The following is a 22,597-nucleotide window of genomic DNA, read 5'->3' on the forward strand; positions in this document are numbered from 1 at the left end:
TCCTTCTACTGATGCACGGCCAGCTGATAGGCCGTGTACTTGCGAATATTGATCACGCCGGTATCGAAAATCAGGTATTGGCCCTTGATCCCCAGCAGCGTGCCCTCGGCAATCGGGTTCTTGTCCAGGTTGAAGCTGACAATCTTGGTCGGATACGCCTCGACCGGGTAACGAAACTCGACAGGTTCGGCTTCATGTAGCAATTGGATGGCTTGCAGACCGAATCGTTCTTGCAATCCCAGCAAGCCCGCGCCGCAACTGTCGAACAATTCCTGGCGAATGGCCTTGAGATCGACCGGCTGGGCATCACCTTTGAGCAGCGCACGCCAGTTGGTACGGTCGGCCACCTGACTGCGCAGCAAGTCTTCGACAAAGCCTGACTGCTGACGGGTGGCTACGCGCAGAATCGGCAACGCCTGGCTCGCGCCCTGGTCCAGCCAGCGGGTCGGCAACTGCGTAGAGCGGGTAATGCCGACCTTCACGCCTGACGAGTTGGCCAGGTAAACGATGTGATCGGTCATGCAGAACTGCTCGCCCCATGCCGGATCGCGACAGGTGCCCTGATCGTGATGGCATTTTTCCGGGCTCATGATGCACATGTCGCATTGCGCCAGCTTGAGCATGCACGGGTAGCAGTAGCCCTGGCTGTAGCTGGACTTGGTCTTGCGCCCGCAATGACTGCAATGAATGGCGCCGAGAAACTCCAGACGCAACGTCTTGCCAATCAGCGGATTGACCGCGATCTCGGTCTCGCCCAGGCGAAAAGCGTATTGCACACATGACGCATCATCCTGACGCGCCGACATTTTGTTGACTGCTCCGCGACCAATTTCGATCAATGAATAGCATCCGATTTGAACAGAATATTGGGCACTGGCGCTGATTTGGAGGCGCATTCCTGCGGCCCCATGTAGCCCGTGCGCTGGTCTTCCGGCAGGTTCTGCACTTCCCAGGCGATCAGCGCCTGCAACGACAGCTCACGCTGTTCCTGAGTAAGCTTGCGGCCGTCGGACCATTTGCCGATTTCCACAGCCAGCTTCAGGCTCTCGTAGATATCCGGGGTGATGTTTTCGATCATTTCTATAAAAGACGACATGGCGCACTCCAGAAAATAGCGGGTAATTTTACGACTTGCGGCGCGCAATCGCACCGCCAACCAGGCCGGTAGCACAACCGATGATCAGACCGCCGACGTGCGCGCCGTTGGCGATCTCGCCGAAACCGAGCATGCTCACCAGGCCGGACAGGCATAGCGCCAGCCAGATGAGCATCATGATCAATACCCCACGTGGTAGACGGTAGACCGGGTTGGGCGCCAGTAACTGAAAGATCCAGCAGTGACCGAGCAAGCCATAGAGCACGCCGGACAACCCGCCAAACAGGCTCGGGCCGCTGAACAGGTATTGCACGTAATTTGAAACAGCTGAAAACAGCAGCGTGAGCAGCAATAAAGACAGGCTGCCCTGACGATTTTCGATACGTCGGCCCAGTTCCCAGAACCACATGCCGTTCATGGCCAGGTGCAGGATGCCGAAGTGAATCAGCATCGGTGAGACGATCCGCCACCATTGCCCGGCGGCCAGGCTGTCGGACAACGGCAGAAACGTCGCGTACTCGCCACTGATCCGGAAATCCTGAAAGGTCAGCCAGCGGATGACTTCGAGGTTGTCGCCCAGCAGCGTCATGCCCGCCACCAGCAGGGTGACCAGCAATACCAGGGCCGTTACCGGGCTGTTGCGTAGCTGCTCGATCAGGCCCGGCGACTTGTACGTCACGTTTGGGGCGTCTTGCGCCAGTTGAAAATGCTCGTCCCCTTCAGGAAAGCGCGTGTACAAGTCGCGCACCTCATCGGCCAGTTGCGGCGCATCCGGCACCCAAAGTACCTGCTCGCCAGCCTCTTCGCTGACCCTGTGGGGAATCCGCAAGCGCTGCAACAGGCTGACAAAGCCGCTCAGGTTGGTGGTCAACGGCAACCGCAGGACTGCAACAGCACTCATTCTGAAACCTCGGGACGCTGCACGTCGACCCAGACAAACTTGTCCGGGTCGATCTGTGTTTCCTGGTCCAGCCGATAGGCGACCAGCTTGCCATAGAGCACGGCGCTGTAATCCAGACAGGCCAGGTTCGGACGGATGGGCGCAGGGACGCCGCTGCGCCAGTAATGACCGACAAACAGCAGCGGCTCATTGATACCGTAACGCAGCAATGCGTTTTTTTCCGACGTGGACAGCGGGGTCTTGGCTACGCCTTCAGGCAGCGCGTCGGGCTGAAATACTACGTCGCCATAGGTCTGCGGGTCATCTTCCCAGAACTTGGTACGAAAGAACTCGCGGGTCAGCCCGTCACCGCCGGTCAGGGTCAGACCATGCGGCAAACGCATGTCGGTGCCGCGCAGCAGACGGTTGAACACATTGCTGGCGAAACTGCCGGGCACTGCCGAGGCCTGGACAAAATGCTTGTCGATACAACCGGTGCCATGCAGGCCGCGCAACGGATCGATCAGAGTCGCATCCCAGCAGGCATGCACCACCCTGAAACGACCGGCGTCCATGTACAGCGGCAGCTCATAGAACCAGTTGACGAACTCGCTCCATTCATCCGGGTAGCGCTCGAACTGCGCCAGGGTTTCGCCGATCAGCCGGGCATGACGCGGGGTGTGCTCACGTACGAACTCATGACCGCTTTCCGGCAAGGCTGGCGTCATCCAGCCCAGCGCGTTGAACTCATGGTTGCCCATGATGCACAGGGCATGACCGGCCTGAACCATATCGCGGACGATATGCAGCGACTCGCGAATGCGCGGGCCACGGTCGATGATGTCGCCAAGGAAAATTGCAACGCGCTCAGAGTGACGCCAGACGCCAGCCTGCAGACGGTAGCCGAGAAGCTCCAGCAAGTGCTCCAGGGTATGGGCGCACCCGTGCACGTCACCGATCAGATCGTAGCCACGCGCCGGATCGAGCATTAATCGCCCCCGCCGCCGAGCTTGCTGCCCCAGCCAAGCTTGGTGCGGCAGACTTCGTAATAATTGTGATCCAGCGGGTGAATCAGACGCAGCTTCTGCGGTTTCTTGCTGACCGTGATGGTGTCACCCGGTGCGCAGGTAAAGTGATTCTGGCCATCGCAGGATACTTGCGGATAAATGGTCATGTCCTTGGACACCACGATTTTCAGCTCGCTGTTGCCGTCGACCACGATGGGCCGCCCGGACAAGGTGTGCGGGTACATCGGCACGATAACGATAGCGTCGAGCTTGGGATGCATGATCGGCCCGCCCGCCGACAGCGCATAGGCTGTCGATCCGGTCGGCGTGGCGACGATAAGGCCATCGGCCTTCTGACTGCACACAAACTGACCGTCTATATAGATCTCGAACTCGATCATGCGCGTGGATTTGCCGGGGTGAAGCACAACGTCGTTGAGCGCATCGCCCTGACCGATGGCCTCACCGTGGCGGCGCACTTCGGCCTGTAGCAGGAAGCGGTTTTCAACCAGGTAATGCCCGTCGAGCACTTCGGCACATTTGACCTCCAGCTCGTCAGGACGAATGTCGGTCAGAAAACCCAGGCTGCCGCGGTTGATACCCAGCACCGGAACGTTGTGCCTGGCCAGTGCCCGTGCTGCCCCTAACAGGCTGCCATCGCCACCGACCACGATGACCATGTCACAGACTTCACCGAGCATCTTGCGCGACGAGGTTTGCAGGCCATGACCGGGCAGGACTTCGGCAATCGTCTCTTCAAGAATGACGTGCAGGTGGCGGTCCAGCAGGAATCTCTTGAGTCGGCGAACGGTATCGAGCACCTGAACACTGCCCAGGCGACCGATGATGCCGATATTGCGAAATTGCTCCATGAGGCTCCTGCTGCGGTTTCGAGACGACTTAAAACAGCGATTATGGGCGAAACGGCCCGGTAGCAGCAAACCGGCACGTAAAGATCAAGCGAAACGCCTCATCACGAAGCGCTTCAATCAGCAGATTGGCTTTGAATAAATGAGCAGATTCCCGCAATAAACCCGGATTTGCCTTACATACCCCACAGAAGATATTCATTAGCTTCGTCCGTTTTCAATACACCTAAGGACGACACATGATTCCCTCAGGCCGCCAGGGCGACATGCACCTCTGCCCGTTGCCGGGCCACGGTTGCACCCCGATTATCACAGCCTCCTCCGACACCCTGATCAACGGCATGTCCGCCGCCAGAGTAGGCGATATGTGCGGCTGCGGCGCGGTGATCGTCACCGGCTTTCCGTCGATCCTCATCAACGGTCGCCCGATGGCCCACCTGGGCAGCCCGACCAGCCACGGCGGAACGATCATTTCCGGCAGCCCCGATGTGGGTGGCGGCTCCGACTTCGGCGATGCCGCTGGCCCAGCCATCGATTTCTCCAGGCTCGGCATCCTTCGCAAGGACGGCACACTGGACGAACCGAAGCTGAATCAGCTTGTGAACGACCCTGGGTTGCAGGAGAAAGCCAAAGCGGCTGAAGCACTGTTCTCATCTGCAACTTCCAACACGGCCATAGCGCCAGTCTGTAATCACCCGGACCAGATGGAAGAACTGACCCGCTACATCGCTAACGAGATGAACCACAGATACCCAAGAGCAGGTGGGGTAAAGGAGTGAGAGTGCACTCATGCTTCAGCGCGACTGAAAACGAGGGCACTGCATGAAACGAAAAATCCTGATACACGCCATAGCCCGCTGGCCGAAGTTAACGGCGACCTTTCTCATCCTCGCACTATGGGATTTCGCTACGCCCTACGTAAGCGTCTATTACTCAGACAAGGCAGACGGAGAGCTTAGCTACACATGGATTACCGATCACCGCATAAGCAGAGGTGGCATAAGGCCTGGCGGAGCAACTGGGGACAGCGGCCATATATTTCAAAAAAAAGATTTCTTCATGTATTTCCAATGGTGGGACAACGCAGGAATCAGCGGTTGCGTAAACATAGATCCGCAATGGCCAGAGACTACAATCTTCATAGATGCCAACGGCCGCATCGACCTGAACGTCAAGGGGGCAACCGACGTCAAGCGATTCTCGCCCTGCCCCGGTAGTGAAGACCCTGATTTTCTCGGGCTGGCCAGGCCCGTTGGATAGCACCGCATCTTTTCGTCTTCACAATCAGCTCACCTGCACCTCAACTCACGCTATCCTCGGCAAATGACTTTATTCCCCAGCCTGATCGACCTCCCCCGCCAACTACGGCACTCCGAAGTGCGCGACCTTGCCTGGGTGATCCTCGCGCCGCCCATGCTGGAAGTCGCGCCGTGGCCACAGCGTCATCCGCTGGCCGGCAGTGACTGGGTACAGGACCCGCAGCGACTGGCAGACTTTCTCTGGCAACTCGACCGTGACAGTCGCCCGCTGGAGGACTGGCTGGCGCTGGCAACCACACGCCGGCTGGGCCGCTATTACGAACGGCTCTGGCAGTTCGCGGTGCAGCACGCGCCGGGGGTGGAGATCATTGCCGCCAACCTGCCGATCCGGCTCGGCAGCCAGACGCTGGGCGAACTGGACATGCTGCTGCGTGATCGTGAAGGCGTGCATCACGTCGAACTGGCAATCAAGCTCTACCTAGGGCCGCAGGACGGAGACGGCCGCGACCCGGCCAGCTGGCTGGGGCCTGGCTGCCAGGATCGGCTGGACCGCAAGCTTGCCCACCTGAGCCAGCATCAGTTGCCGATGTCTGCACGTCCGGAAAGCCGAGCGGCCCTGGCAGCGCTGGGTGTCGAGGCCTTCAGCGCGCAGTTGTGGCTGGGCGGTTATCTGCTGTATCCGTGGCCAGGCTCATGCGAATCGCCCGCAGGTGTTCACCCGCAGCATCTCAAGGGCCGCTGGTTGCATCAACGTGACTGGAAACCGTTTGTGGCGCAAAGCAGCCCCGGACGCTGGCAACCCCTGCCGCGTCATGCCTGGCTGGCACCAGCGCTTTACCACGATGCGTGGAGCGATCAGCAGCTACGCGACTGGCTGGCCGAACTGGACCCGCTGGCCCCGGCGCAATTACTGGTGCGCCTGAAAGAGAATACCGAGGGCAACTGGGAAGAAGCCGAGCGCTTGTTTCTGGTGTCGGACATGTGGCCGAATCTGGCCGACACCAGCCACCCGCTCAACTCAATCGCAGTGCCAGCGCAGCCAGTGTAATCAGCAACACCGGCACGGTCAGTACGATGCCGACCTTGAAGTAATAACCCCAACTGATGGTGATGCCCTTGCGCTCCAGCACATGCAGCCAGAGCAGCGTCGCCAGACTGCCAATCGGGGTGATTTTTGGCCCCAGGTCGCTGCCGATCACGTTGGCGTAGATCATCGCTTCCTGAATGGCCCCGCTGGCATGGCTTGCATCGATGGACAGCAGCCCGATGAGCACGGTGGGCATGTTGTTCATGATCGAAGACAGAAACGCGGTCATGACGCCGGTGCCCATCGCTGCGCCCCAGATGCCATAGCCGGCAAACCAGTCCAGCAGACTGGCCAGATAACCGGTGAGTCCGGCGTTGCGCAGACCATAAACCACCAGGTACATGCCCAGCGAAAACACCACGATGTGCCACGGTGCTTCTTTCATCACCTTGCGCGTCTTGATCGTGTGCCCTTTGGCGGCAATGGCGAGCAGCAGCAACGCGCAGACCGACGAAATCGCACTGATCGGGATACCCAGCGGCTCAAGAGCGAAACAGCCCACCAGCAAAATCAGCAGCACGGCCCAACCGGCCAGAAACGTAGCGCGGTCATGGATAGCCGTTTCGGGCTTGTCCAGATGTTCGGGCTCGAACTCGCTGGGAATATCCCGACGGAAATACCACATCAGCACGGCCAGAGTGGCGGCGACGCTGGCCAGGTTCACTGGCACCATGACGGCTGCGTAACGGTTGAAACCGATCTTGAAGTAATCCGCCGAAACGATGTTCACCAGATTCGATACCACCAGCGGCAGGCTGGCCGTATCGGCAATGAAGCCGGCCGCCATGACGAACGCCAGGGTCGACGCAGCGGAGAAGCGCAACGCCAGCATCATGGCAATGACGATAGGCGTGAGAATCAGCACGGCACCGTCGTTGGCGAACAAGGCTGACACCAGCGCACCGAACAGCACGAACAGGGCGAACAGACGACGTCCCTTACCCTTGCCCCAGCGCGCCACATGCAGCGCGGCCCAGGCAAAGAAACCCGCCTCATCCAGTAACAGCGTGATAATGATCAGCGAAATGAACGTCGCCGTGGCATTCCAGATGATGCCCCACACCACGGCGATGTCGCTGAGGTGCACAACACCTGTCAGCAACGCCAGAACCGCCCCGAGTACCGCACTCCAGCCTACGCTCAGGCCTTTGGGTTGCCAGATGACCAGCGTAATGGTGAACAGGAAGATCAGCGTTGCTATCAGCATTATTTGGTCCGGGGTAGAAGAATAGCGAGGATGCCGAGCAGCGGCAGGTATGAGCACAGCGTGTAGACGAACAGAATGCCGTGACTGTCAGCCAGATAGCCGAGCAAGGCTGCGCCAATGCCGCCGAAGCCGAACATCAGGCCAAAGAAAAGCCCGGCAATCATGCCCACGTTGCCAGGTACAAGCTCCTGGGCGTAGACGACGATGGCGGAAAAAGCCGACGCCAGTACAAAGCCAATGATCACGCTGAGCACGCTGGTCCAGAACAGGTCTGCATAAGGCAGGGCCAGGGTGAACGGTGCAGCGCCAAGGATCGAAAACCAGATCACCGCCTTGCGGCCAATGCGGTCGCCGATCGGACCGCCGAAAAAGGTCCCGGCCGCCACTGCGCCCAGAAACAGGAACAAGTGCAGCTGCGAACTGGCGACTGAAAGGTCAAACTTCTCGATCAGGTAGAAGGTGAAATAGCTGGTCAGACTGGTCATGTAGAAGAACTTGGAAAACACCAGAAATGCCAGCACTGCCAGTGAGGCAATCACGCGTTTCCTGGACAGGCCATGAGTGGCCGCCTGGCCTGCCTTGAGCTTGAACAGGTTGAGGTGCGCGCGATACCAGCGGCTTATCGCATACAGCAAACCCAGCGAGAACAATGCGAACAGGCCGATCCACGCCACGTTGCCCTGGCCGAACGGGATGATGATCGCCGCCGCCAGCAATGGCCCGAACGCGGAGCCGGTGTTGCCGCCCACCTGAAAGGTCGACTGCGCTAGCCCATAACGACCACCGGAAGCCAGTCGCGCGATACGCGAAGCTTCCGGGTGGAATGTCGAAGAACCGATGCCGATCAATGCGGCAGCCAGCAGAATCAATGGAAAACTGCCCACCATCGACATCATCACAATGCCGACCAGCGTACAGATCGACCCTACAGGCAGTACCAGCGGGTTAGGATGGCGGTCAGTGTAATAACCGACCCACGGCTGCAGCAGCGATGCGGTGATCTGAAACGTCAGGGTAATGAGGCCGATCTGGGTGAAGCTCAAGTCGTAGCTGGCCTTGAGCATCGGGTAAATCGACGGAAGAATGGCCTGAATCAGGTCATTGATCAGGTGAGCAAGGGCAACGGCACCAATAATGCGCATCACCAGCGGGCTGGCTTGAGGGGGGGTCGAGGCCTTTGCCGTCACAGGCTGAGCGCTGGTCGCCATGGGTATTCATCCGTAAAAAGGTTTTCAGGTTCCCCGGACGGATGATTACAAGATGTGTCACGCGTACCAAGGCGCGCCAATGTGCCATTTTTCAGGGCAACTGTGCCATGTTTTGTTGCGTTTTTGCTGACGGGTCGAGAACTGCTCCGCGCTGCACAGCGGTTCTGTGATGTCAGGTGGATTGAGGTTCGGCTCAGATTCTCGTTCCCACGCTCAGCGTGGTAATGCCTTATGCCAACGCGGAGCATTGGCACGATAGTCGTAAACATCAGCAAGCTAGTCACGTCCATCGTGCCCACGCTCCACATCGGCACGACAGTCGGCTAAATTTGTGTATAACAAGAAGAACCAACACGAGGGTGCGCGCCGTGGATACCATCAAGCGTTTCTCAAGCTTTGCCGAGTTCTATCCTTTCTACCTCGCCGAGCACAGCAGCAGTACCAGTCGGCGCCTGCACTTTGTGGGCACCTCTTTGGTGATCTTCCTGCTGGCGTTCGGTGTGGGCAGCGGTCGCTGGGGGTTGTTGTGGTTGTTACCGGTCGCGGGTTACGGCTTCGCCTGGGCCGGGCATTTCTTCTTCGAGAAAAACCGGCCGGCCACGTTCAGGCATCCGTTCTACAGCCTGCTCGGCGATTTCGTCATGTACCGCGACATGCTGTTGGGCAAGGTGCCGTTTTAGGCTGGTTGAATCAGGCCACCGTTTCGCTGACCGGCTCCTGAACCACCGGCTGACTGGCTTTCAAGTGCGCGTCGGCAAGGCGAAACAGTTCGATTGTGCCGTCCAGGTGTTCGATCAGGGCGGTACAGGATTCAACCCAGTCGCCGCAATTGAGGTATTCCACGCCGCCCACCTGGCGGATTTCCGCATGGTGGATGTGCCCGCAGACCACGCCATCCAGTCCGCGCTTCACGCATTCGTGGGCGATGGCTTCCTCGAAATCGCTGATGAAATTCACCGCACTCTTGACCTTGTGCTTCAGGTACGCCGACAGCGACCAGTAGCCATAGCCGTACTTGGCGCGCCAATGGTTCAGCCAGCGGTTGAGGGTCAGGGTGAATTCGTAGGCCGAATCGCCGAGAAAGGCCAGCCAGCGGTGATAACGGGTAATCACGTCGAACTGGTCGCCGTGGATGACCAAAAGACGACGACCATCGGCCGTCACGTGCTCGGCTTCGTCCACCAGCTGGATGTTGCCCAGCACCAACTTGGAGTAACGACGCAGGAATTCGTCGTGGTTGCCTGTGACATAAATAACTTCGGTGCCGCGCTTGCTCATGGTCAGCAGCCGACGGATCACGTTGGTATGCGCCTGCGGCCAATACATGCCGCCGCGCAGCTTCCAGCCGTCGATGATATCGCCAACCAGATACACCTTGTCAGCCTGATAGCGCTTGAGAAACGCGGACAAGTGCTCAGCCTGGCAATCGCGCGTGCCCAGATGAACGTCGGAAATCCACAAGGTGCGCACGCGTTGTTTGCGGCTGGGTGTGGCGAGCTGAGCACTGGTCATGGCATGACCTCCGGCAGGGTTTCCAAGAGAGTGGAGCATGCCGGTTAACCGAATGTGACACGCGCGTGGCGATGTCGTGACAATCGCCCTGTATTACTGAGGACTGGCGGGAGTATGACGGTCGTTGTGGCCCAGGTCGCGGGCCGGGTCGATCTGGTCGCGGAGCCGCTGCTTGAGCACCTTGGCCTCGGGAAAGCCGCCGTCGGCCTTGCGCTCCCAGAGCTGCACGCCATCGCAGGTAATGCGAAACACGCCACCGGTGCCCGGCTGCAACGAGACCTTGCCCAGGTCGTCACTGAACGTGCTCAACAGCTCCTGGGCGAGCCAGGCGGCGCGCAATAACCACTGACATTGAATGCAATAGGTGATGATGACTTCGGGCTTTTCGGCAGACATGGACGTCCCCTCCAGAAATTCAGACGCCCATGATACGCACCCTGCACAGGATCAACGAGCATTGGCGAAACGACGCAGTGCGCTGAGCGTCCCGTCGCGGGCTGGCTCCTGCGTTGCAGTATCGGCAGCCTGCGTCTTCACGCCCAGCAAACCCAGCAAACGGCTACGAATTGCCTGAAACCCGGCCTGCCCGCTGTCGCATTGGCGTGGCAGGTCGACGCGGATGTCATCGGCAATTTTACCGTCGGCCAGCACGATGACCCGGTCAGCGAGCAGGATCGCCTCATCGACATCGTGCGTTACCAGCAGCACCGCCGGGGTGTGCTTGCGCCACAGATCGATGATCAACTGGTGCATGCGAATGCGGGTCAAGGCATCAAGGGCGGCAAAAGGCTCGTCGAGCAACAGCAGTTTCGGCTCACGGACCAGGCCGCGCGCCAACGCCACACGTTGCGCCTCGCCACCGGACAACGTAGCCGGAAAGGCATTCAGCCGATGGGCCAGGCCGACTTCGGTCAATGCTGCTTCGGCCCGTGCCTTGGCATCGTTGATGCGCAGGCCGAGAACCACGTTTTTCCAGGCGCTTTTCCACGGCATCAGCCGCGGTTCCTGAAACACCGCAGCACGCGCCACCGGCACACGCAGCTCGCCGCTGTCGATATCGTCCAGCCCGGCCAGGGTGCGCAGCAAGGTGGTCTTGCCGGAGCCACTGGCACCCAGCAAAGCGACAAACTCGCCCGCGGCAATGTCCAGGTCCAGCCCGTCAATCACCCGTTGTGGGCCAAACTGGCGAACCACGTTACGCAACTGAACCGGGGGCGTGACTGATGAAGTGTTACGCAACTCAAGGGTCGCCATGCTCAATTCCTCACGAAGGTCGGTCGCCAGGCCAGCGCATAGCGCTCCAGCGTGCGAATGATGCCGTCGATCACCAGGCCCAGGACGCTGTAGATCAACAGGCAGATAACGATTACATCAGTGCGCATGAAGTCGCGGGCATCGCTGGCCAGAAAGCCGATTCCTGCGGTGGTGTTGATTTGTTCGACAAACACCAGCGCCAGCCAGGAGATACCCAGCGAATAGCGCAGCCCGACAAAAAAAGAAGGCAGCGAACCGGGCAGGATCACGTGCCAGATCAGCTCGCGACGGCTCAGCCCCAACGTGTTGGCGGCCTCGATCAGTTTCGGGTCGATGTTGCGGATGCCGGAAAACAGGTTCAGGTACACCGGAAAGGTGGTGCCCATCACGATCAGCGCCACTTTGGTGAATTCACCAATGCCGAACCAGAGGATGAACAGCGGCACCAGTGCCAGCGACGGAATGGTGCGCAGCATTTGCATCGGCGAGTCGAGGGCGATTTCGCCGCGCCGGGAAAGCCCGGTTATCAATGCAGCGACCACACCAATACTGACGCCGATGCTCAAGCCCAGCAATGCGCGCTGCAGCGATACCCACAGGTGCACGGCCAGTTCGCCTGAAACAATCATCGACCAGAGCGTGCCGCCGATCTGCGACGGTGCAGCGATCACTCGGCTGGGCAACAGACCGGTTTGTGAGGCCAGCTCCCAGAGCAGCAACAGTGCCAGCGGGCTGAGCAGACGCAAAACAGAGCCCGGCACTTGCCGACGCTGGCGATGCTGTTCAGAAGCGCGACGCTGTTCAGGCTTGTTGACCCGCAGAAAACCGGGGTCGGCGGGGTTGAGCGTTGTGTCAGACATGGGCGCATCCTTTCTGGGCAAATCGGGCATAACGCACCCGATGCAGTATGAACACCATGCTATGAGCATAAGAAAGCCGAGTGAAATTCTATTTGGCTCTAAGCTAATAGTTAAAATATTTGATTACCAACAAAACTTATAATGCATATTTTTTATAATTAACTTAGACCAAAATCGAATTTCACAGCCCCGTCTGCTTGCCTTTATGGTGCTTCTCGACAAGGTCGAACGGACCTCAACCATTGGCAGGAGTTTTCATGAGCATCGAATTCATTGGCTATATCGCCACGCAACCCGGTTCTGAAATCCACCCGCGCAGCGGCGCGACCATCCAGCCCGACTACGTGAAGACAGTGGCCAAGGCTCATGAAGACGCAGGTTTTGATCGTGCGCTGATTGCGTACCACTCCAACAGCCCGGACAGCACACTGGTGGCCGCGCATGCCGCCAGCGTGACCAGCACATTGAAGTTTCTTGTCGCACATCGTCCCGGTTTCATCTCCCCCACCGTGGCAGCCCGGCAATTTGCGACGCTGGACGTGTTCAATGGCGGGCGCACTGCGGTGCATATAATTACCGGCGGCGACGACAAGGAACTGCGTGCCGACGGCAGCCACATCGGCAAGGACGAGCGCTACGCACGCAGCGATGAATACCTCAGTGTGGTGCGTCAGGAATGGACCAGCGACAAGCCGTTCGATCATCAGGGCACCTACTACCAGTTCGAGGGCGCGCACTCGCTAGTCAAGTCCCCGCAGCAGCCACACATCCCGCTGTACTTTGGCGGTTCCTCGGCAGCAGCGATTGCGGTGGCCGGCAAACACGCCGACGTCTATGCCCTGTGGGGCGAGACGTACGAGCAGGTGCGCGATGTGGTGAAACAGGTGCGCGCCGAAGCCGCCAAACATGGCCGGACCATTCGTTTCAGCCTGTCGCTGCGCCCGATTCTGGCCGACACCGAAGAACAAGCCTGGGCACGCGCCGACAGCATTCTGGAAAAAGCCAAGGCATTGGCAGACCGCAGCGGCTTTGTCCGTCGCGAACCACCCAACGAAGGGTCGCGTCGCCTGCTGGCCGCAGCGGCGCAAGGCTCACGTCTGGACAAACGCTTGTGGACGGGCATCGCTGGCCTGCTCGGCGCGCAGGGCAATTCCACGTCGCTGGTCGGCACCCCGGAACAGGTCGCCGAAGCGCTGCTGGACTATTACGACCTGGGGATTACCACCTTTCTGATTCGCGGCTTCGACCCGCTGGAAGATGCTATCGATTATGGCAAAAAGCTGATCCCGCTGACCCGCGCACTGGTGGCTCAGCGTGAACAGCAGGCTCGCGAACAAGTCGCCTGATTCAACGCCATGCGGGCGGGCCAGGCTTCTGACTGAAGACTTCCCGCCCGCAATGGCGTTTTCAGGCGGCTGCTGAAACCGGCTTGAGGGAGCGAGCCACCAGCGCGCCAAAAGCCTCGACCGGTGCTTGCAGATTGCCCAGAAAACGTGGGTAGAACAGCCACAGGTCCATCACCGGTTTGAAGTCCTTGAGCGGCAGCACCACCAGTTGCTCGCGATGAGCGCTGCGCTCCAGCAACGGCCTTGGCACCAGACCCAACCCCATGCCATCGGCTACCAGCCCCAGTTGCAGCTCGGTGCCAAAGGTTTCCAGATTGACCTTCATGCTCAGCCCTTGGTCGGTCAGCGTACGCTGCAAGCCTGCGCGAAAACCGCAGCCGTCGGGGTTGAGTACCCAGCCCTGCTCGTAGCAATCCGCCAGCTTTCCGGGCTTTTTCGGCACCAGCCCCTTGGCGCAGACCACCACCAGTTCCATCTTGCCGATGGACTGACCGACGATGTTGTCCGGGAATATCTTGCCTGCCGGGAACAGCGCTGCCGCGGCATCCAGCTCACCGTTTTCGATCTTGCCGATCAGGTGGCTGCCCCAGCCGGTGCTGACCTGGGCGCGCAGATCCGGGAATTCTCCGCGTAGCTGCTTGAGCGCATCGAGCAGCACCACGTCACCGATGGTTTGCGGCACGCCCAGACGCAGCAGGCCACTGGGCGGCGTGTCGCTGGCCACCAGCTCGCGCAACGCATCCATCTCGCGCAGGATGGCCAGGCACTTCTGGTACACCTGGATGCCCATCGGCGTTGGCTTGAGCGGCTTGGTATTACGGTCAAACAGCTCGACCCCAAGGGCCTGCTCGAAATTCTGCACCCGGCGAGTAATCGCCGGCTGGGTCAGATCCAGCGATTCAGCGGCATGGCTGATCGACTGACAGCGGATGACTGCAACGAACGCATCGATATCATCAATTTTCATTCGGACCGCACATAAAGAAGAGAAGAAACACAGGCAAAAAGAATAGTCCCGGCAGACGTCCATTCATAGCCCGTCCAACAGACCGACGCTAGATTTCACGCATTGCAGCACGGAAGTAAAAGACGTTTTCGTTATAACCTAATCATTAAAAAATAGCATATTAAATATCCATATTATGCTTATATAAAACCATTCCCTGACCTTGATCTGGAAATGGACATGACTCAGAACCGACACCCGGAACGACTCGGGGCCTTTATCGATGCGCTGGGCGAGCTGATTGGCAGCGAGCCGCACGAAGGCGATCTGTTGCGTCGCGGCGGCAAGCTGCTGGCGCAACTGGTCAGCCACGATGACTGGCTGGCAGAAGAATTTGCCGTACCCGACCCCGACCGCTATCAGCAATTTCTGCTGCATGCCGACCCGCAGCAGCGCTTTTCAGTGGTCAGTTTTGTCTGGGGGCCGGGGCAACGCACGCCGATTCATGACCATCGCGTCTGGGGCCTGATCGGCATGCTGCGCGGTGCCGAGCATTCACAGGGCTATGCCCGCAACGCGCAAGGACGCCTGGAAACCAGCGGCCCGGCAATTCGCCTGCAACCCGGCCAGGTCGAAGCGCTGTCACCGAAAAGCAACGATGTGCATCAGGTCAGCAATGCCTTCAACGATCAAGTGTCGATCAGCATCCACGTTTACGGTGCCGATATCGGCACCGTAAAACGTGCGGTCTACGACCTGGACGGCACCGAAAAACTGTTCATTTCCGGCTATTCGAATGCCGCAGCCGTCACCCACGCCACTCAGGATCAGCCAACAGGGAGCCCCGCCCGATGACCACATCTGCCACCCGATCATTCGCCGACGTTCGTCAGGCCTTGCTGGACCGCCAGGAACTGGCCTTGGTAGACGTCCGCGAAGAGGCACCCTTTGCCCAGGCCCATCCTCTGTTTGCGGTGAACATCCCGTTGTCGAAGCTGGAGCTGGAGGTGTTCCCGCGCATCCCGCGACGCCACACAGCCATAACCCTGTACGACGATGGCGAGGGCCTGGCGCAGGTTGCACTGCAACGTTTACAGGCGCTGGGCTACAGCGATGTGAGACTGCTCGAGGGCGGACTGCAAGGCTGGCGTGAGGCTGGCGGCGAGTTGTTCATCGATGTGAATGTGCCGAGCAAGGCGTTTGGCGAACTGGTGGAACACCATCGCGCGACCCCGTCTCTGGCGGCTGAAGAGGTCAAGGCCCTGCTCGACAGCGACGCCGACGTGGTAGTGCTGGATGCCCGGCGCTATGACGAATACCAGACCATGAGCATCCCCGGTGGCATCAGCGTACCGGGCGCGGAACTGGTGCTGCGGGCTCGGGAGCTGGCACCGGACCCGAACACGCGAATCATCGTCAATTGCGCCGGTCGCACGCGCAGCATCATCGGCACTCAGTCACTGGTCAATGCGGGCCTGCCCAATCAGATCAATGCGCTGCGCAATGGCACGATTGGCTGGCTGCTGGCCGGCCAGACACTGGACCATGGTCAGAACCGGCGTTTTGCAGCGGTCAGTGAGCAAACCCGCGAAACCGCCAGTGCCGATGCGCGCAAGGTGGCTGATCGCGCCAAGGTCAAACGCGCCAGCCGCGCGGACCTGCAACGCTGGCAAGCCGAGGCTTCGCGTACCACTTACCTGTTCGATGTGCGCACACCGGAAGAGTTTGCCAAAGGCCATCTGCCCGGTGCGCGCTCCACACCGGGCGGGCAGCTGGTGCAGGAAACCGATCACTTCGCCAGCGTACGCGGCGCACGAATCGTACTGGTGGACGATGACGGCGTGCGCGCCAATATGTCGGCTTCCTGGCTGGCGCAACTGGGCTGGGACGTTTCGGTGCTCGATGACCTGCATGCAGCAGACTTCAGCGAACCGGGTGACTGGGATGCGCCGTTCCCTGCGCCACCGCAAGTCGAGGCGATCAGCGTCGAGACGCTTGCTCAATGGCAGACACAGGTGGAAGTGGCAGTGCTGGATTTCACCGCCAGCGCCAATTACGTCAAACAGCACATTCCCGGTGCCTGGTGGACCTTGCGCGCCGACCTCAAGCAGGCGCTGGAAAAGATACCTGCCGCCGACCGCTACGTATTGACCTGTGGCAGCAGCCGGCTGGCGCGCTTTGCCGTGGCCGACGTCGAAGCGCTGACCGACAAGCCGGTGTTTTTGCTTGAAGGCGGCACCGCCAGCTGGATCAAGGCTGGCCAGCCATTGGAGCATGGTGAAAGCCGATTGGCCTCGCCACGCATCGACCGCTATCGCCGACCCTACGAAGGCACCGATGCGCCGCGCGAAGCCATGCAGGCCTACCTGGACTGGGAGTTTGGCCTGGTGGAGCAATTGGGACGGGACGGAACGCACGGGTTTTACGTGATTTGAGCGTGAGGAACGATAAGTGTCTGGCCAACCGATCAACTCAATGGAGAAACACCTCAATGCTGCCTTTTTTCAAATCACCTCTACCGCTCAAAAGCCTGCTGCTGGGCGCGTTGCTCAGTGTGCTGGCAGGCCAGCAGGTGGTGGCTGCCGAGCAGGCTCCGCTGTTGGTCGCCAATCAGAAGTCGCTGCTGAAAATACTGTTGCAGGTCTCCGGCGAACTCAAGGACGTGCCTTACGAGATCCAGTTTTCCGAGTTCCCCTCGGCGGCCCCTCTGGGAGAGGCACTGAACGCTGGCGCGGTGGATATCGGCGCGCTGGGTGATGCGCCCTATGTGTTCGCGCTGGGCGCGGGTGCGCCCTTGAAAGTGGTCAGTATTACCCATGCGCAGGGCCGCTTCACCACGGCGGTGCTGGTTTCGAAGGACTCGCCGATCAAGACCGTTGCCGACCTCAAGGGCAAGCGCATCGTCACCGGGCGCGGCTCCATCGGCCACTATCTGGCGATCCGCGCCCTGCATGAAGCCGGGCTGAAAACCAGTGACGTCACCTTCATCAACCTGCTGCCCAGCGAATCGCGTCTGTTGCTGGACAGCGGAGATGCCGATGCCTGGGCGACCTGGGACCCTTACACAACGATTTCCATCGCGCAAAGCGACGCTCGTGTGCTGGTCAGTGGCAGCGAGTTGCTGAGCAATCACCTCTACCTCGCCGCCACCAGCAAGGCCATTGAAGGCAAACGTGCCCAACTGGATGATTTCGTCGCCCGGGTGGAGCGCGCCTTCAACTGGTCCAACGCCCACCCCGAGGAATACGCGGCCGCTCAGGCGAAGGTCACCGGCCTGCCGCTGGCGGTGCATCTGGCGGTGGCCAAGGCGACGAAAATGCAGCGCACGCCGATTGATGATCAGATTGTTCAGGGACTGCAGAACACTGCGGACACCTATCTGGCTGAAGGCATCCTGACTAAAAAAATCGACGTTTCAACCGGCTTCGACAAGAGCTTCAACGCCTCGCGCGCGCAGATCGCTCAGGCCGCCACGCAATGACCGCTGCATGACCGCTGCGAAAAGGACCCCGCATGACACTCTCGACCCTGCGCCCTACCCCGCGCCCGCATTATCCGGCAGCCGAGTCGGCTGAAGACTTCAGCGAACGACTGGCTAAGCTGACCGCCACACTGGCTGAAACTGCCGAGCAGTACGACATCAGCGCCCAATTCCCTCACGCCAACTTTCAGTTGCTGCACACCCACGGCCTGCTCGGCCTGACCGTACCGGCTGAACTGGGCGGCGGCGGTGCCGATCTACCGCGCGCGCAGCAAGTGGTCAGCGCAGTGGCAAAGGGCGAACCGTCGACGGCGCTGATTCTGGTCATGCAATACCTGCAGCATTCGAGGCTGCAGGAGAACCGTAACTGGCCGAGCCATCTACGTGTACAAGTTGCCGAAGAGGCGGTACGCGAAGGCGCGCTGATCAATGCCCTGCGCGTCGAGCCGGACCTGGGCACCCCTGCGCGTGGCGGCCTGCCGGGCACCGTCGCGCGCCGCAGCGCCGACGGCTGGCGCATCAGCGGAAGCAAGATCTACTCCACCGGCAGTCATGGCCTGACCTGGTTCGCCGTATGGGCGCGCAGCGACGACGATGACCCGCTGGTGGGCAGCTGGCTGGTCCACAAGGACACGCCGGGCATCAGGATCATCGAGGACTGGGACCACTTGGGCATGCGCGCCACCAGCAGCCACGAAGTCCGCTTCGACGACGTGCTGGTGCCGCTTGATCATGCCGTCAGCGTCAGCCCGTGGAGCGCCCCGCAATCCGAACTTGATGGGTCGGGCATGCTGTGGATGTCGGTGCTGCTGTCGTCGGTCTACGACGGCATCGCCCACTCCGCCCGCGACTGGCTGGTGCACTGGCTGGAACAGCGCAAGCCGTCCAACCTCGGGGCTACGCTGTCGACCCTGCCGCGCTTTCAGGAAACCGTCGGGCAGATCGACACCTTGCTGTTCGCCAACCAGAGCCTGCTGCAGTCCGCGGCCCAGGGCCACACGCCCGCACAGCATGCTGCACAGATCAAATACCTGGTGACCGGCAACGCTATCCGTGCGGTGGAACTGGCCATCGAGGCCTCGGGGAATCCGGGACTTTCACGCAGCAACCCGCTGCAGCGCCACTACCGCAACGTGCTGTGCGGCCGGGTACATACGCCGCAGAACGACGCGGTATTGGCGGGTGTGGGCAAGGCGGTTTTTGCGGCACGTAATAAAGAGCAGTAAAACGCGCTCAGAGCAGTGACGGCGGCTCGAACGCCGTCACTGGGGGCAGCGCCTGATTCCATTTGACGATGTCCACCGACGCGGTCTGCGCCGCACACCCTTGCGACAGGCTGGAAGCACCGATGTCCTGGGTGATCACATTAGGGTTGCCGTGCTTTTCCAGGCTGCCCGGCTCGCCATGCACCAATGGATCGAACCAGGCACCGGTGGCAATCTGCACCACGCCGGGCCGAATATTGTCCGATACGATTACGCCGGCCAGAAACGCGCCCCGCTCGTTGAAGACCTTGACCACATCGCCATCGACCAGCCCGCGCATTTGCGCATCCAGCGGGTTCAGGGTCAGCGGCTCGCGTGCCTGAATTTTCGAGGAACGGCTGTAGCTGCCGTGGTCGTACTGACTGTGCAGGCGGGTTTTGGGTTGATTGGACAGCAGGTGCAGCGCGTGGGTAGGCGCAGGTTTATCCAGCCATACCGGATGGCCAGGACAGTCCGCATAAGCGAAGCCTGCGATGCGCTCGGAGAAAATTTCGATACGCCCGGACGGCGTCGGCAGTGGATGCGCGTCAGGGTCATCGCGAAAGGACTTGAGCAGTACGTTATCGGTCTGGGGATAGTCTATTTCCAGTAATCCGTCACGCCAGAACTGCTCGAAATCCGGCAGGGTAATACCAAAGGTTTCAGCGCGCTGCCGAGACTCATCGTAAATAAAATGCAGCCAGGCCTGGGCATCACGACCTTCGGTAAACGCCTGTGCCACACCCAGCCGCTCGGCCAGCCCGGCCAGAATCGAATAGTCATCACGAGACTCGCCCACCGGCTCGATGGCCTGCTGCATCGCAATCATGAAACGATCAGACGCCGAGCTGCCGATGTCATTGCGTTCCAGCGCCGTGGTGGCTGGCAGCACGATATCGGCATAGCGTGCCTGAGCGGTCCAGAACTGCTCGTGAACGATGATGGTTTGCGGCCGCTGCCACGCTTCCAGCAGCCGATTGAGGTCTTGATGGTGGTGAAAGATATTGCCACCCGCCCAGTACACCAGGCGAATATCCGGGTAAGTCTGCTGCTGCCCGTTGTAATCGAAGGGTGTACCGGGGTTGAGCAACATATCTGTCACCCGCGCGACCGGGATGAAGTCCTTGACCGGGTTGCTGCCCTGGGAAAAACGCGGCCCGGAAAACGCCTTGCGGCCGCTGCCGGTGTTGTTCATGCAGCCATAACCCAGGCCGAAGCCGCCACCGGGCAAACCGATCTGCCCCAACAACGCCGCAAGGGTGACGGTCATCCAGAACGGTTGCTCGCCATGTATAGAACGTTGCAATGAATAAGCGACGTTGATCATGGTGCGTTTACTGGCCATGCGCCGCGCCAGGTCGACAATCTGCTGCGCAGGGATATCGGTCAGTGCTGCGGCCCACTGCGGGTCCTTAGGCTGGCCGTCGACGTGACCCAGCAGGTAATCGCGAAAACGCTCATAGCCCACGGTGTAGCGCTGAACGAAATCTTCGTTGTGCAGCCCTTCGCTGATCAATACCCAGGCAAGCGCCATCATCAACGCCGTATCGCTGCCGGGGCGTACCGCCAGCCACTGGTTATGCGCCGGACCAGCCAGGTCATCATGCAGCGGGCTGACGTTGACGAACTCCACTCCGGCGTCGGACATGCGTTGCAACGCGTCGGCCAACAGATGGTCACTGGCACCACCGGGGCTGGTCTGCGCATTCTTGGCGGGCAAACCACCAAAGGCGACGAACAGCTCGCAGTGCTCGGCTAGGTTCTTCCAGGACGTATGCTCCGCCAGCAGCCAGTCCATATTGCCGACAATATGCGGCATCAGTACCCGCCCGGCCCCCAGGCTGTAGCTGTCGGTACTGAAGACATAACCGCCGATGCAGTTGAGGAAGCGATGCAGCTGGCTTTGTGCGTGATGAAAACGCCCTGCGCTGCCCCAGCCGTAGCTGCCGCCAAAAATTGCCTGATTGCCGTGCTCGCGTCTGACGCGCTGCAACTCGCTGGCGACCAGATCCAGCGCCACCTCCCAGGAGACCTCGACGAACGGCTCCTGCCCACGTAAATCGGGTCGCCCGCCGGCCTGCTGAAGAAAACTGCGACGTATCGCCGGGCGCATGACGCGTGTAGGCGAGGTAATGGCATCGGCAACCGAATCGCCAATCGGTGAAGGGTCCTTGTCCCACTCCGCAGGCAGCAGGGCTTTCAACTTGCCTCCCTCGACCTGCGGGCGATAAACACCCCAATGCAATGACGTAAAACTCATGGTGAAGGCTCCAGGACAAGGCAGTCGTTCAGCGGGCAACCTGCGTCTGGCTATCCAGCGCCGCATTGAACGACTCGTCAAACACGCTGGCAGCAGGATAGCGTTTGGTCAGCCCGGCGTTGTTGAAAAAATCGATAGTCTGCTGTGCGCCTGCCACCACTTGCGGGGTGATCGGCACCACCACGACCTGAGCGCGGGAAAACCAGCGGCGCGCTACTTGTGCATCGGCTTTGGTCAGCGCAGCCCAGGCGTTGGCGTAGATTTCATTGTGCTGCGGGTCGCTGACCGACCAGGCGCGCGCGGCTTGCAGGCGCTGCAGGAAATCGCTGATCTGCGCGCGCTTGTCCTTGATGGCCTGATCGTTGGCGACAATAAAGCTTTGCGCAGGGATCAAGCCGTCGGCAGTTGCAATGATTCGTGCGCCCTGACGCTCCTGTTGAGTGACATAGGGCTCCCAGGTCGCAATCGCGTCCACCGAGCCGCCATCCAGCGCGTGAGAGGAATCCAGTGCACTAAGGTAGCGATAGTCCACGGCATCGCGGGAGACACCCGCCTTGTCCAGCGCGGTGAGCATCAGTTGCTGGCTGAACGAGCCTTTCCAGATGGCGACTTTCTTGCCGGCCAGATCCGCGACGGTTTTGATCGGCGAATCCTTGCGCACCACAATCGCAACGCCGTCGAGGTTCTGCCGCGATACGCCGATGACCTTGATCGGCGCACCCAGCGCGCCCATGAACAGCGCAGGCGAATCGCCCAGCAAACCGATGTCCAGGCTACCGACGTTCAACGCTTCGGCGACCGGGGAGCCTGCGGTGAACTGCTTCCATTCAAGCTCGTAGGGCAGATCCTTGAGTACACCGGCCGCTTCCATCACGGTCCGGGCGCTGTAACTCTGATCACCGACAATCAGGTCGGCAGCCTGGGTGTTCAGCGTGGCCACAAGGCCCAGCGCCAGGCCCGTCAGCAGGCGTTGGCTCCAGCAGATGATAGTTGTCGGCACAGGCAGGGTCTCCAGAAGCATCGGGCAGATCGAATTGATCGGCAACGACCCTAACACCCGAACAAAAATTAGCTAAATTCA

At 60.2% G+C, this 22,597-nt stretch carries 22 protein-coding genes and 1 pseudogene; 9 read left to right on the forward strand and 14 right to left on the reverse strand.

Features of this window, described 5'->3' with window-relative positions:
- Positions 1-5 precede the first annotated feature (5 nt).
- The 5 genes from KP808_RS17805 to KP808_RS17825 are packed head-to-tail and all read right to left on the reverse strand — an operon-like array spanning position 6 to position 3,855.
- Positions 6-839 (reverse strand): DUF2797 domain-containing protein, encoded by an 834-nt coding sequence (locus KP808_RS17805; protein ID WP_219169767.1) that lies wholly within the window; start codon positions 837-839, stop codon positions 6-8.
- Complete coding sequence (locus KP808_RS17810; RefSeq protein ID WP_002554502.1) at positions 836-1,096, reverse strand: YeaC family protein; 261 nt, start codon at positions 1,094-1,096, stop codon at positions 836-838. The genes KP808_RS17805 and KP808_RS17810 overlap by 4 nt, the downstream gene beginning before the upstream one ends.
- A gap of 28 nt (positions 1,097-1,124) precedes the next feature.
- Positions 1,125-1,997 (reverse strand): rhomboid family intramembrane serine protease, encoded by an 873-nt coding sequence (locus KP808_RS17815; RefSeq protein WP_230016597.1) that lies wholly within the window; start codon positions 1,995-1,997, stop codon positions 1,125-1,127.
- Positions 1,994-2,965, reverse strand: coding sequence for a metallophosphoesterase (locus tag KP808_RS17820; protein ID WP_230016598.1), 972 nt, complete (start codon positions 2,963-2,965; stop codon positions 1,994-1,996). The genes KP808_RS17815 and KP808_RS17820 overlap by 4 nt, the downstream gene beginning before the upstream one ends.
- Complete coding sequence (locus KP808_RS17825; RefSeq protein WP_002554505.1) at positions 2,965-3,855, reverse strand: NAD(+) kinase; 891 nt, start codon at positions 3,853-3,855, stop codon at positions 2,965-2,967. Before KP808_RS17825 ends, KP808_RS17820 begins: the two co-directional genes overlap by 1 nt.
- Positions 3,856-4,091: 236 nt before the next feature.
- Between KP808_RS17825 and KP808_RS17830 the strand changes: the two are divergent.
- The 3 genes and pseudogenes from KP808_RS17830 to KP808_RS17840 all read left to right on the forward strand — a co-directional run.
- A pseudogene (locus KP808_RS17830) lies at positions 4,092-4,595 on the forward strand (PAAR domain-containing protein); the annotation flags it as partial.
- A gap of 79 nt (positions 4,596-4,674) precedes the next feature.
- Complete coding sequence (locus KP808_RS17835) at positions 4,675-5,112, forward strand: hypothetical protein (RefSeq protein WP_219169776.1); 438 nt, start codon at positions 4,675-4,677, stop codon at positions 5,110-5,112.
- A gap of 63 nt (positions 5,113-5,175) precedes the next feature.
- On the forward strand, positions 5,176-6,159 hold the full coding sequence (locus tag KP808_RS17840; protein WP_031599677.1) for a DUF1853 family protein: 984 nt from the start codon (positions 5,176-5,178) through the stop codon (positions 6,157-6,159).
- Here the strand turns inward: KP808_RS17840 and KP808_RS17845 are convergent.
- Complete coding sequence (locus KP808_RS17845; protein ID WP_004665931.1) at positions 6,125-7,405, reverse strand: arsenic transporter; 1,281 nt, start codon at positions 7,403-7,405, stop codon at positions 6,125-6,127. The two genes, KP808_RS17840 and KP808_RS17845, sit on opposite strands and share 35 nt — an antisense overlap.
- A complete protein-coding gene (locus KP808_RS17850; protein WP_002554510.1) occupies positions 7,405-8,613 on the reverse strand; it encodes an MFS transporter in 1,209 nt (402 codons plus the stop codon). Before KP808_RS17850 ends, KP808_RS17845 begins: the two co-directional genes overlap by 1 nt.
- Positions 8,614-8,981: 368 nt before the next feature.
- Between KP808_RS17850 and KP808_RS17855 the strand changes: the two genes are divergently transcribed.
- Positions 8,982-9,293 carry a DUF962 domain-containing protein gene (locus KP808_RS17855; protein WP_058399995.1) on the forward strand — a complete coding sequence of 104 codons (312 nt, stop codon included), beginning with the start codon at positions 8,982-8,984 and terminating at the stop codon, positions 9,291-9,293.
- A 10-nt stretch (positions 9,294-9,303) separates the two neighbouring features.
- On the opposite strand, the gene KP808_RS17860 is transcribed toward KP808_RS17855, so the two are convergent.
- From KP808_RS17860 to KP808_RS17875, 4 genes are all read right to left on the reverse strand, one after another.
- Complete coding sequence (locus tag KP808_RS17860; RefSeq protein WP_002554512.1) at positions 9,304-10,125, reverse strand: UDP-2,3-diacylglucosamine diphosphatase; 822 nt, start codon at positions 10,123-10,125, stop codon at positions 9,304-9,306.
- Between the two features lie 93 nt (positions 10,126-10,218).
- Complete coding sequence (locus KP808_RS17865) at positions 10,219-10,521, reverse strand: SelT/SelW/SelH family protein (protein WP_002554513.1); 303 nt, start codon at positions 10,519-10,521, stop codon at positions 10,219-10,221.
- A 51-nt stretch (positions 10,522-10,572) separates the two neighbouring features.
- Complete coding sequence (locus KP808_RS17870; RefSeq protein WP_230016599.1) at positions 10,573-11,379, reverse strand: ABC transporter ATP-binding protein; 807 nt, start codon at positions 11,377-11,379, stop codon at positions 10,573-10,575.
- 2 nt (positions 11,380-11,381) lie between these two features.
- A complete protein-coding gene (locus KP808_RS17875) occupies positions 11,382-12,239 on the reverse strand; it encodes an ABC transporter permease (RefSeq protein ID WP_058399904.1) in 858 nt (285 codons plus the stop codon).
- Positions 12,240-12,496: 257 nt separating this feature from the next.
- On the opposite strand from KP808_RS17875, the gene KP808_RS17880 reads away from it, so the two are divergent.
- On the forward strand, positions 12,497-13,585 hold the full coding sequence (locus KP808_RS17880) for an LLM class flavin-dependent oxidoreductase (RefSeq protein WP_058409677.1): 1,089 nt from the start codon (positions 12,497-12,499) through the stop codon (positions 13,583-13,585).
- A gap of 61 nt (positions 13,586-13,646) precedes the next feature.
- On the opposite strand, the gene KP808_RS17885 is transcribed toward KP808_RS17880, so the two are convergent.
- On the reverse strand, positions 13,647-14,552 hold the full coding sequence (locus KP808_RS17885) for a LysR family transcriptional regulator (RefSeq protein ID WP_004657392.1): 906 nt from the start codon (positions 14,550-14,552) through the stop codon (positions 13,647-13,649).
- 219 nt (positions 14,553-14,771) lie between these two features.
- Here KP808_RS17885 and KP808_RS17890 point away from each other — a divergent pair, with 219 nt between their 5' ends.
- Genes KP808_RS17890 through KP808_RS17905 form a run of 4 tightly spaced genes read left to right on the forward strand, consistent with a single transcriptional unit; the run spans position 14,772 to position 19,238 of the window.
- Positions 14,772-15,386 carry a cysteine dioxygenase family protein gene (locus tag KP808_RS17890; protein ID WP_230016600.1) on the forward strand — a complete coding sequence of 205 codons (615 nt, stop codon included), beginning with the start codon at positions 14,772-14,774 and terminating at the stop codon, positions 15,384-15,386.
- The gene (locus tag KP808_RS17895) at positions 15,383-16,966 is read left to right on the forward strand and encodes a rhodanese-related sulfurtransferase (RefSeq protein WP_230016601.1); all 1,584 of its coding nucleotides are present in this window, start codon (positions 15,383-15,385) and stop codon (positions 16,964-16,966) included. The genes KP808_RS17890 and KP808_RS17895 overlap by 4 nt, the downstream gene beginning before the upstream one ends.
- Positions 16,967-17,022: 56 nt before the next feature.
- A complete protein-coding gene (locus KP808_RS17900; protein WP_004667817.1) occupies positions 17,023-18,012 on the forward strand; it encodes an ABC transporter substrate-binding protein in 990 nt (329 codons plus the stop codon).
- Between the two features lie 32 nt (positions 18,013-18,044).
- Complete coding sequence (locus KP808_RS17905; protein WP_230016602.1) at positions 18,045-19,238, forward strand: acyl-CoA dehydrogenase family protein; 1,194 nt, start codon at positions 18,045-18,047, stop codon at positions 19,236-19,238.
- 7 nt (positions 19,239-19,245) lie between these two features.
- Here KP808_RS17905 and KP808_RS17910 read toward each other — a convergent pair whose 3' ends face one another.
- Both KP808_RS17910 and KP808_RS17915 read right to left on the reverse strand, forming a co-directional pair.
- Positions 19,246-21,516, reverse strand: coding sequence for a molybdopterin guanine dinucleotide-containing S/N-oxide reductase (locus tag KP808_RS17910; RefSeq protein ID WP_230016603.1), 2,271 nt, complete (start codon positions 21,514-21,516; stop codon positions 19,246-19,248).
- Between the two features lie 28 nt (positions 21,517-21,544).
- Positions 21,545-22,537, reverse strand: coding sequence for an ABC transporter substrate-binding protein (locus KP808_RS17915; protein WP_230018912.1), 993 nt, complete (start codon positions 22,535-22,537; stop codon positions 21,545-21,547).
- Positions 22,538-22,597 lie beyond the last annotated feature (60 nt).

The organism is Pseudomonas savastanoi, assembly GCF_020917325.1.
GTDB classification, from domain to species: domain Bacteria; phylum Pseudomonadota; class Gammaproteobacteria; order Pseudomonadales; family Pseudomonadaceae; genus Aquipseudomonas; species Aquipseudomonas amygdali.

What these genes read in the sequence shown, in the direction of transcription:
- KP808_RS17810 (WP_002554502.1), bottom strand. Translation starts at nt 1,096, where the DNA reads ATGTCGTCTTTTATAGAAATGATCGAAAACATCACCCCGGATATCTAC.
- KP808_RS17815 (WP_230016597.1), bottom strand. Translation starts at nt 1,997, where the DNA reads ATGAGTGCTGTTGCAGTCCTGCGGTTGCCGTTGACCACCAACCTGAGC.
- KP808_RS17820 (WP_230016598.1), bottom strand. Translation starts at nt 2,965, where the DNA reads ATGCTCGATCCGGCGCGTGGCTACGATCTGATCGGTGACGTGCACGGG.
- KP808_RS17825 (WP_002554505.1), bottom strand. Translation starts at nt 3,855, where the DNA reads ATGGAGCAATTTCGCAATATCGGCATCATCGGTCGCCTGGGCAGTGTT.
- KP808_RS17835 (WP_219169776.1), top strand. Translation starts at nt 4,675, where the DNA reads ATGAAACGAAAAATCCTGATACACGCCATAGCCCGCTGGCCGAAGTTA.
- KP808_RS17840 (WP_031599677.1), top strand. Translation starts at nt 5,176, where the DNA reads ATGACTTTATTCCCCAGCCTGATCGACCTCCCCCGCCAACTACGGCAC.
- KP808_RS17845 (WP_004665931.1), bottom strand. Translation starts at nt 7,405, where the DNA reads ATGCTGATAGCAACGCTGATCTTCCTGTTCACCATTACGCTGGTCATC.
- KP808_RS17850 (WP_002554510.1), bottom strand. Translation starts at nt 8,613, where the DNA reads ATGGCGACCAGCGCTCAGCCTGTGACGGCAAAGGCCTCGACCCCCCCT.
- KP808_RS17860 (WP_002554512.1), bottom strand. Translation starts at nt 10,125, where the DNA reads ATGACCAGTGCTCAGCTCGCCACACCCAGCCGCAAACAACGCGTGCGC.
- KP808_RS17865 (WP_002554513.1), bottom strand. Translation starts at nt 10,521, where the DNA reads ATGTCTGCCGAAAAGCCCGAAGTCATCATCACCTATTGCATTCAATGT.
- KP808_RS17870 (WP_230016599.1), bottom strand. Translation starts at nt 11,379, where the DNA reads ATGGCGACCCTTGAGTTGCGTAACACTTCATCAGTCACGCCCCCGGTT.
- KP808_RS17875 (WP_058399904.1), bottom strand. Translation starts at nt 12,239, where the DNA reads ATGTCTGACACAACGCTCAACCCCGCCGACCCCGGTTTTCTGCGGGTC.
- KP808_RS17880 (WP_058409677.1), top strand. Translation starts at nt 12,497, where the DNA reads ATGAGCATCGAATTCATTGGCTATATCGCCACGCAACCCGGTTCTGAA.
- KP808_RS17885 (WP_004657392.1), bottom strand. Translation starts at nt 14,552, where the DNA reads ATGAAAATTGATGATATCGATGCGTTCGTTGCAGTCATCCGCTGTCAG.
- KP808_RS17890 (WP_230016600.1), top strand. Translation starts at nt 14,772, where the DNA reads ATGACTCAGAACCGACACCCGGAACGACTCGGGGCCTTTATCGATGCG.
- KP808_RS17895 (WP_230016601.1), top strand. Translation starts at nt 15,383, where the DNA reads ATGACCACATCTGCCACCCGATCATTCGCCGACGTTCGTCAGGCCTTG.
- KP808_RS17900 (WP_004667817.1), top strand. Translation starts at nt 17,023, where the DNA reads ATGCTGCCTTTTTTCAAATCACCTCTACCGCTCAAAAGCCTGCTGCTG.
- KP808_RS17905 (WP_230016602.1), top strand. Translation starts at nt 18,045, where the DNA reads ATGACACTCTCGACCCTGCGCCCTACCCCGCGCCCGCATTATCCGGCA.
- KP808_RS17910 (WP_230016603.1), bottom strand. Translation starts at nt 21,516, where the DNA reads ATGAGTTTTACGTCATTGCATTGGGGTGTTTATCGCCCGCAGGTCGAG.
- KP808_RS17915 (WP_230018912.1), bottom strand. Translation starts at nt 22,537, where the DNA reads ATGCTTCTGGAGACCCTGCCTGTGCCGACAACTATCATCTGCTGGAGC.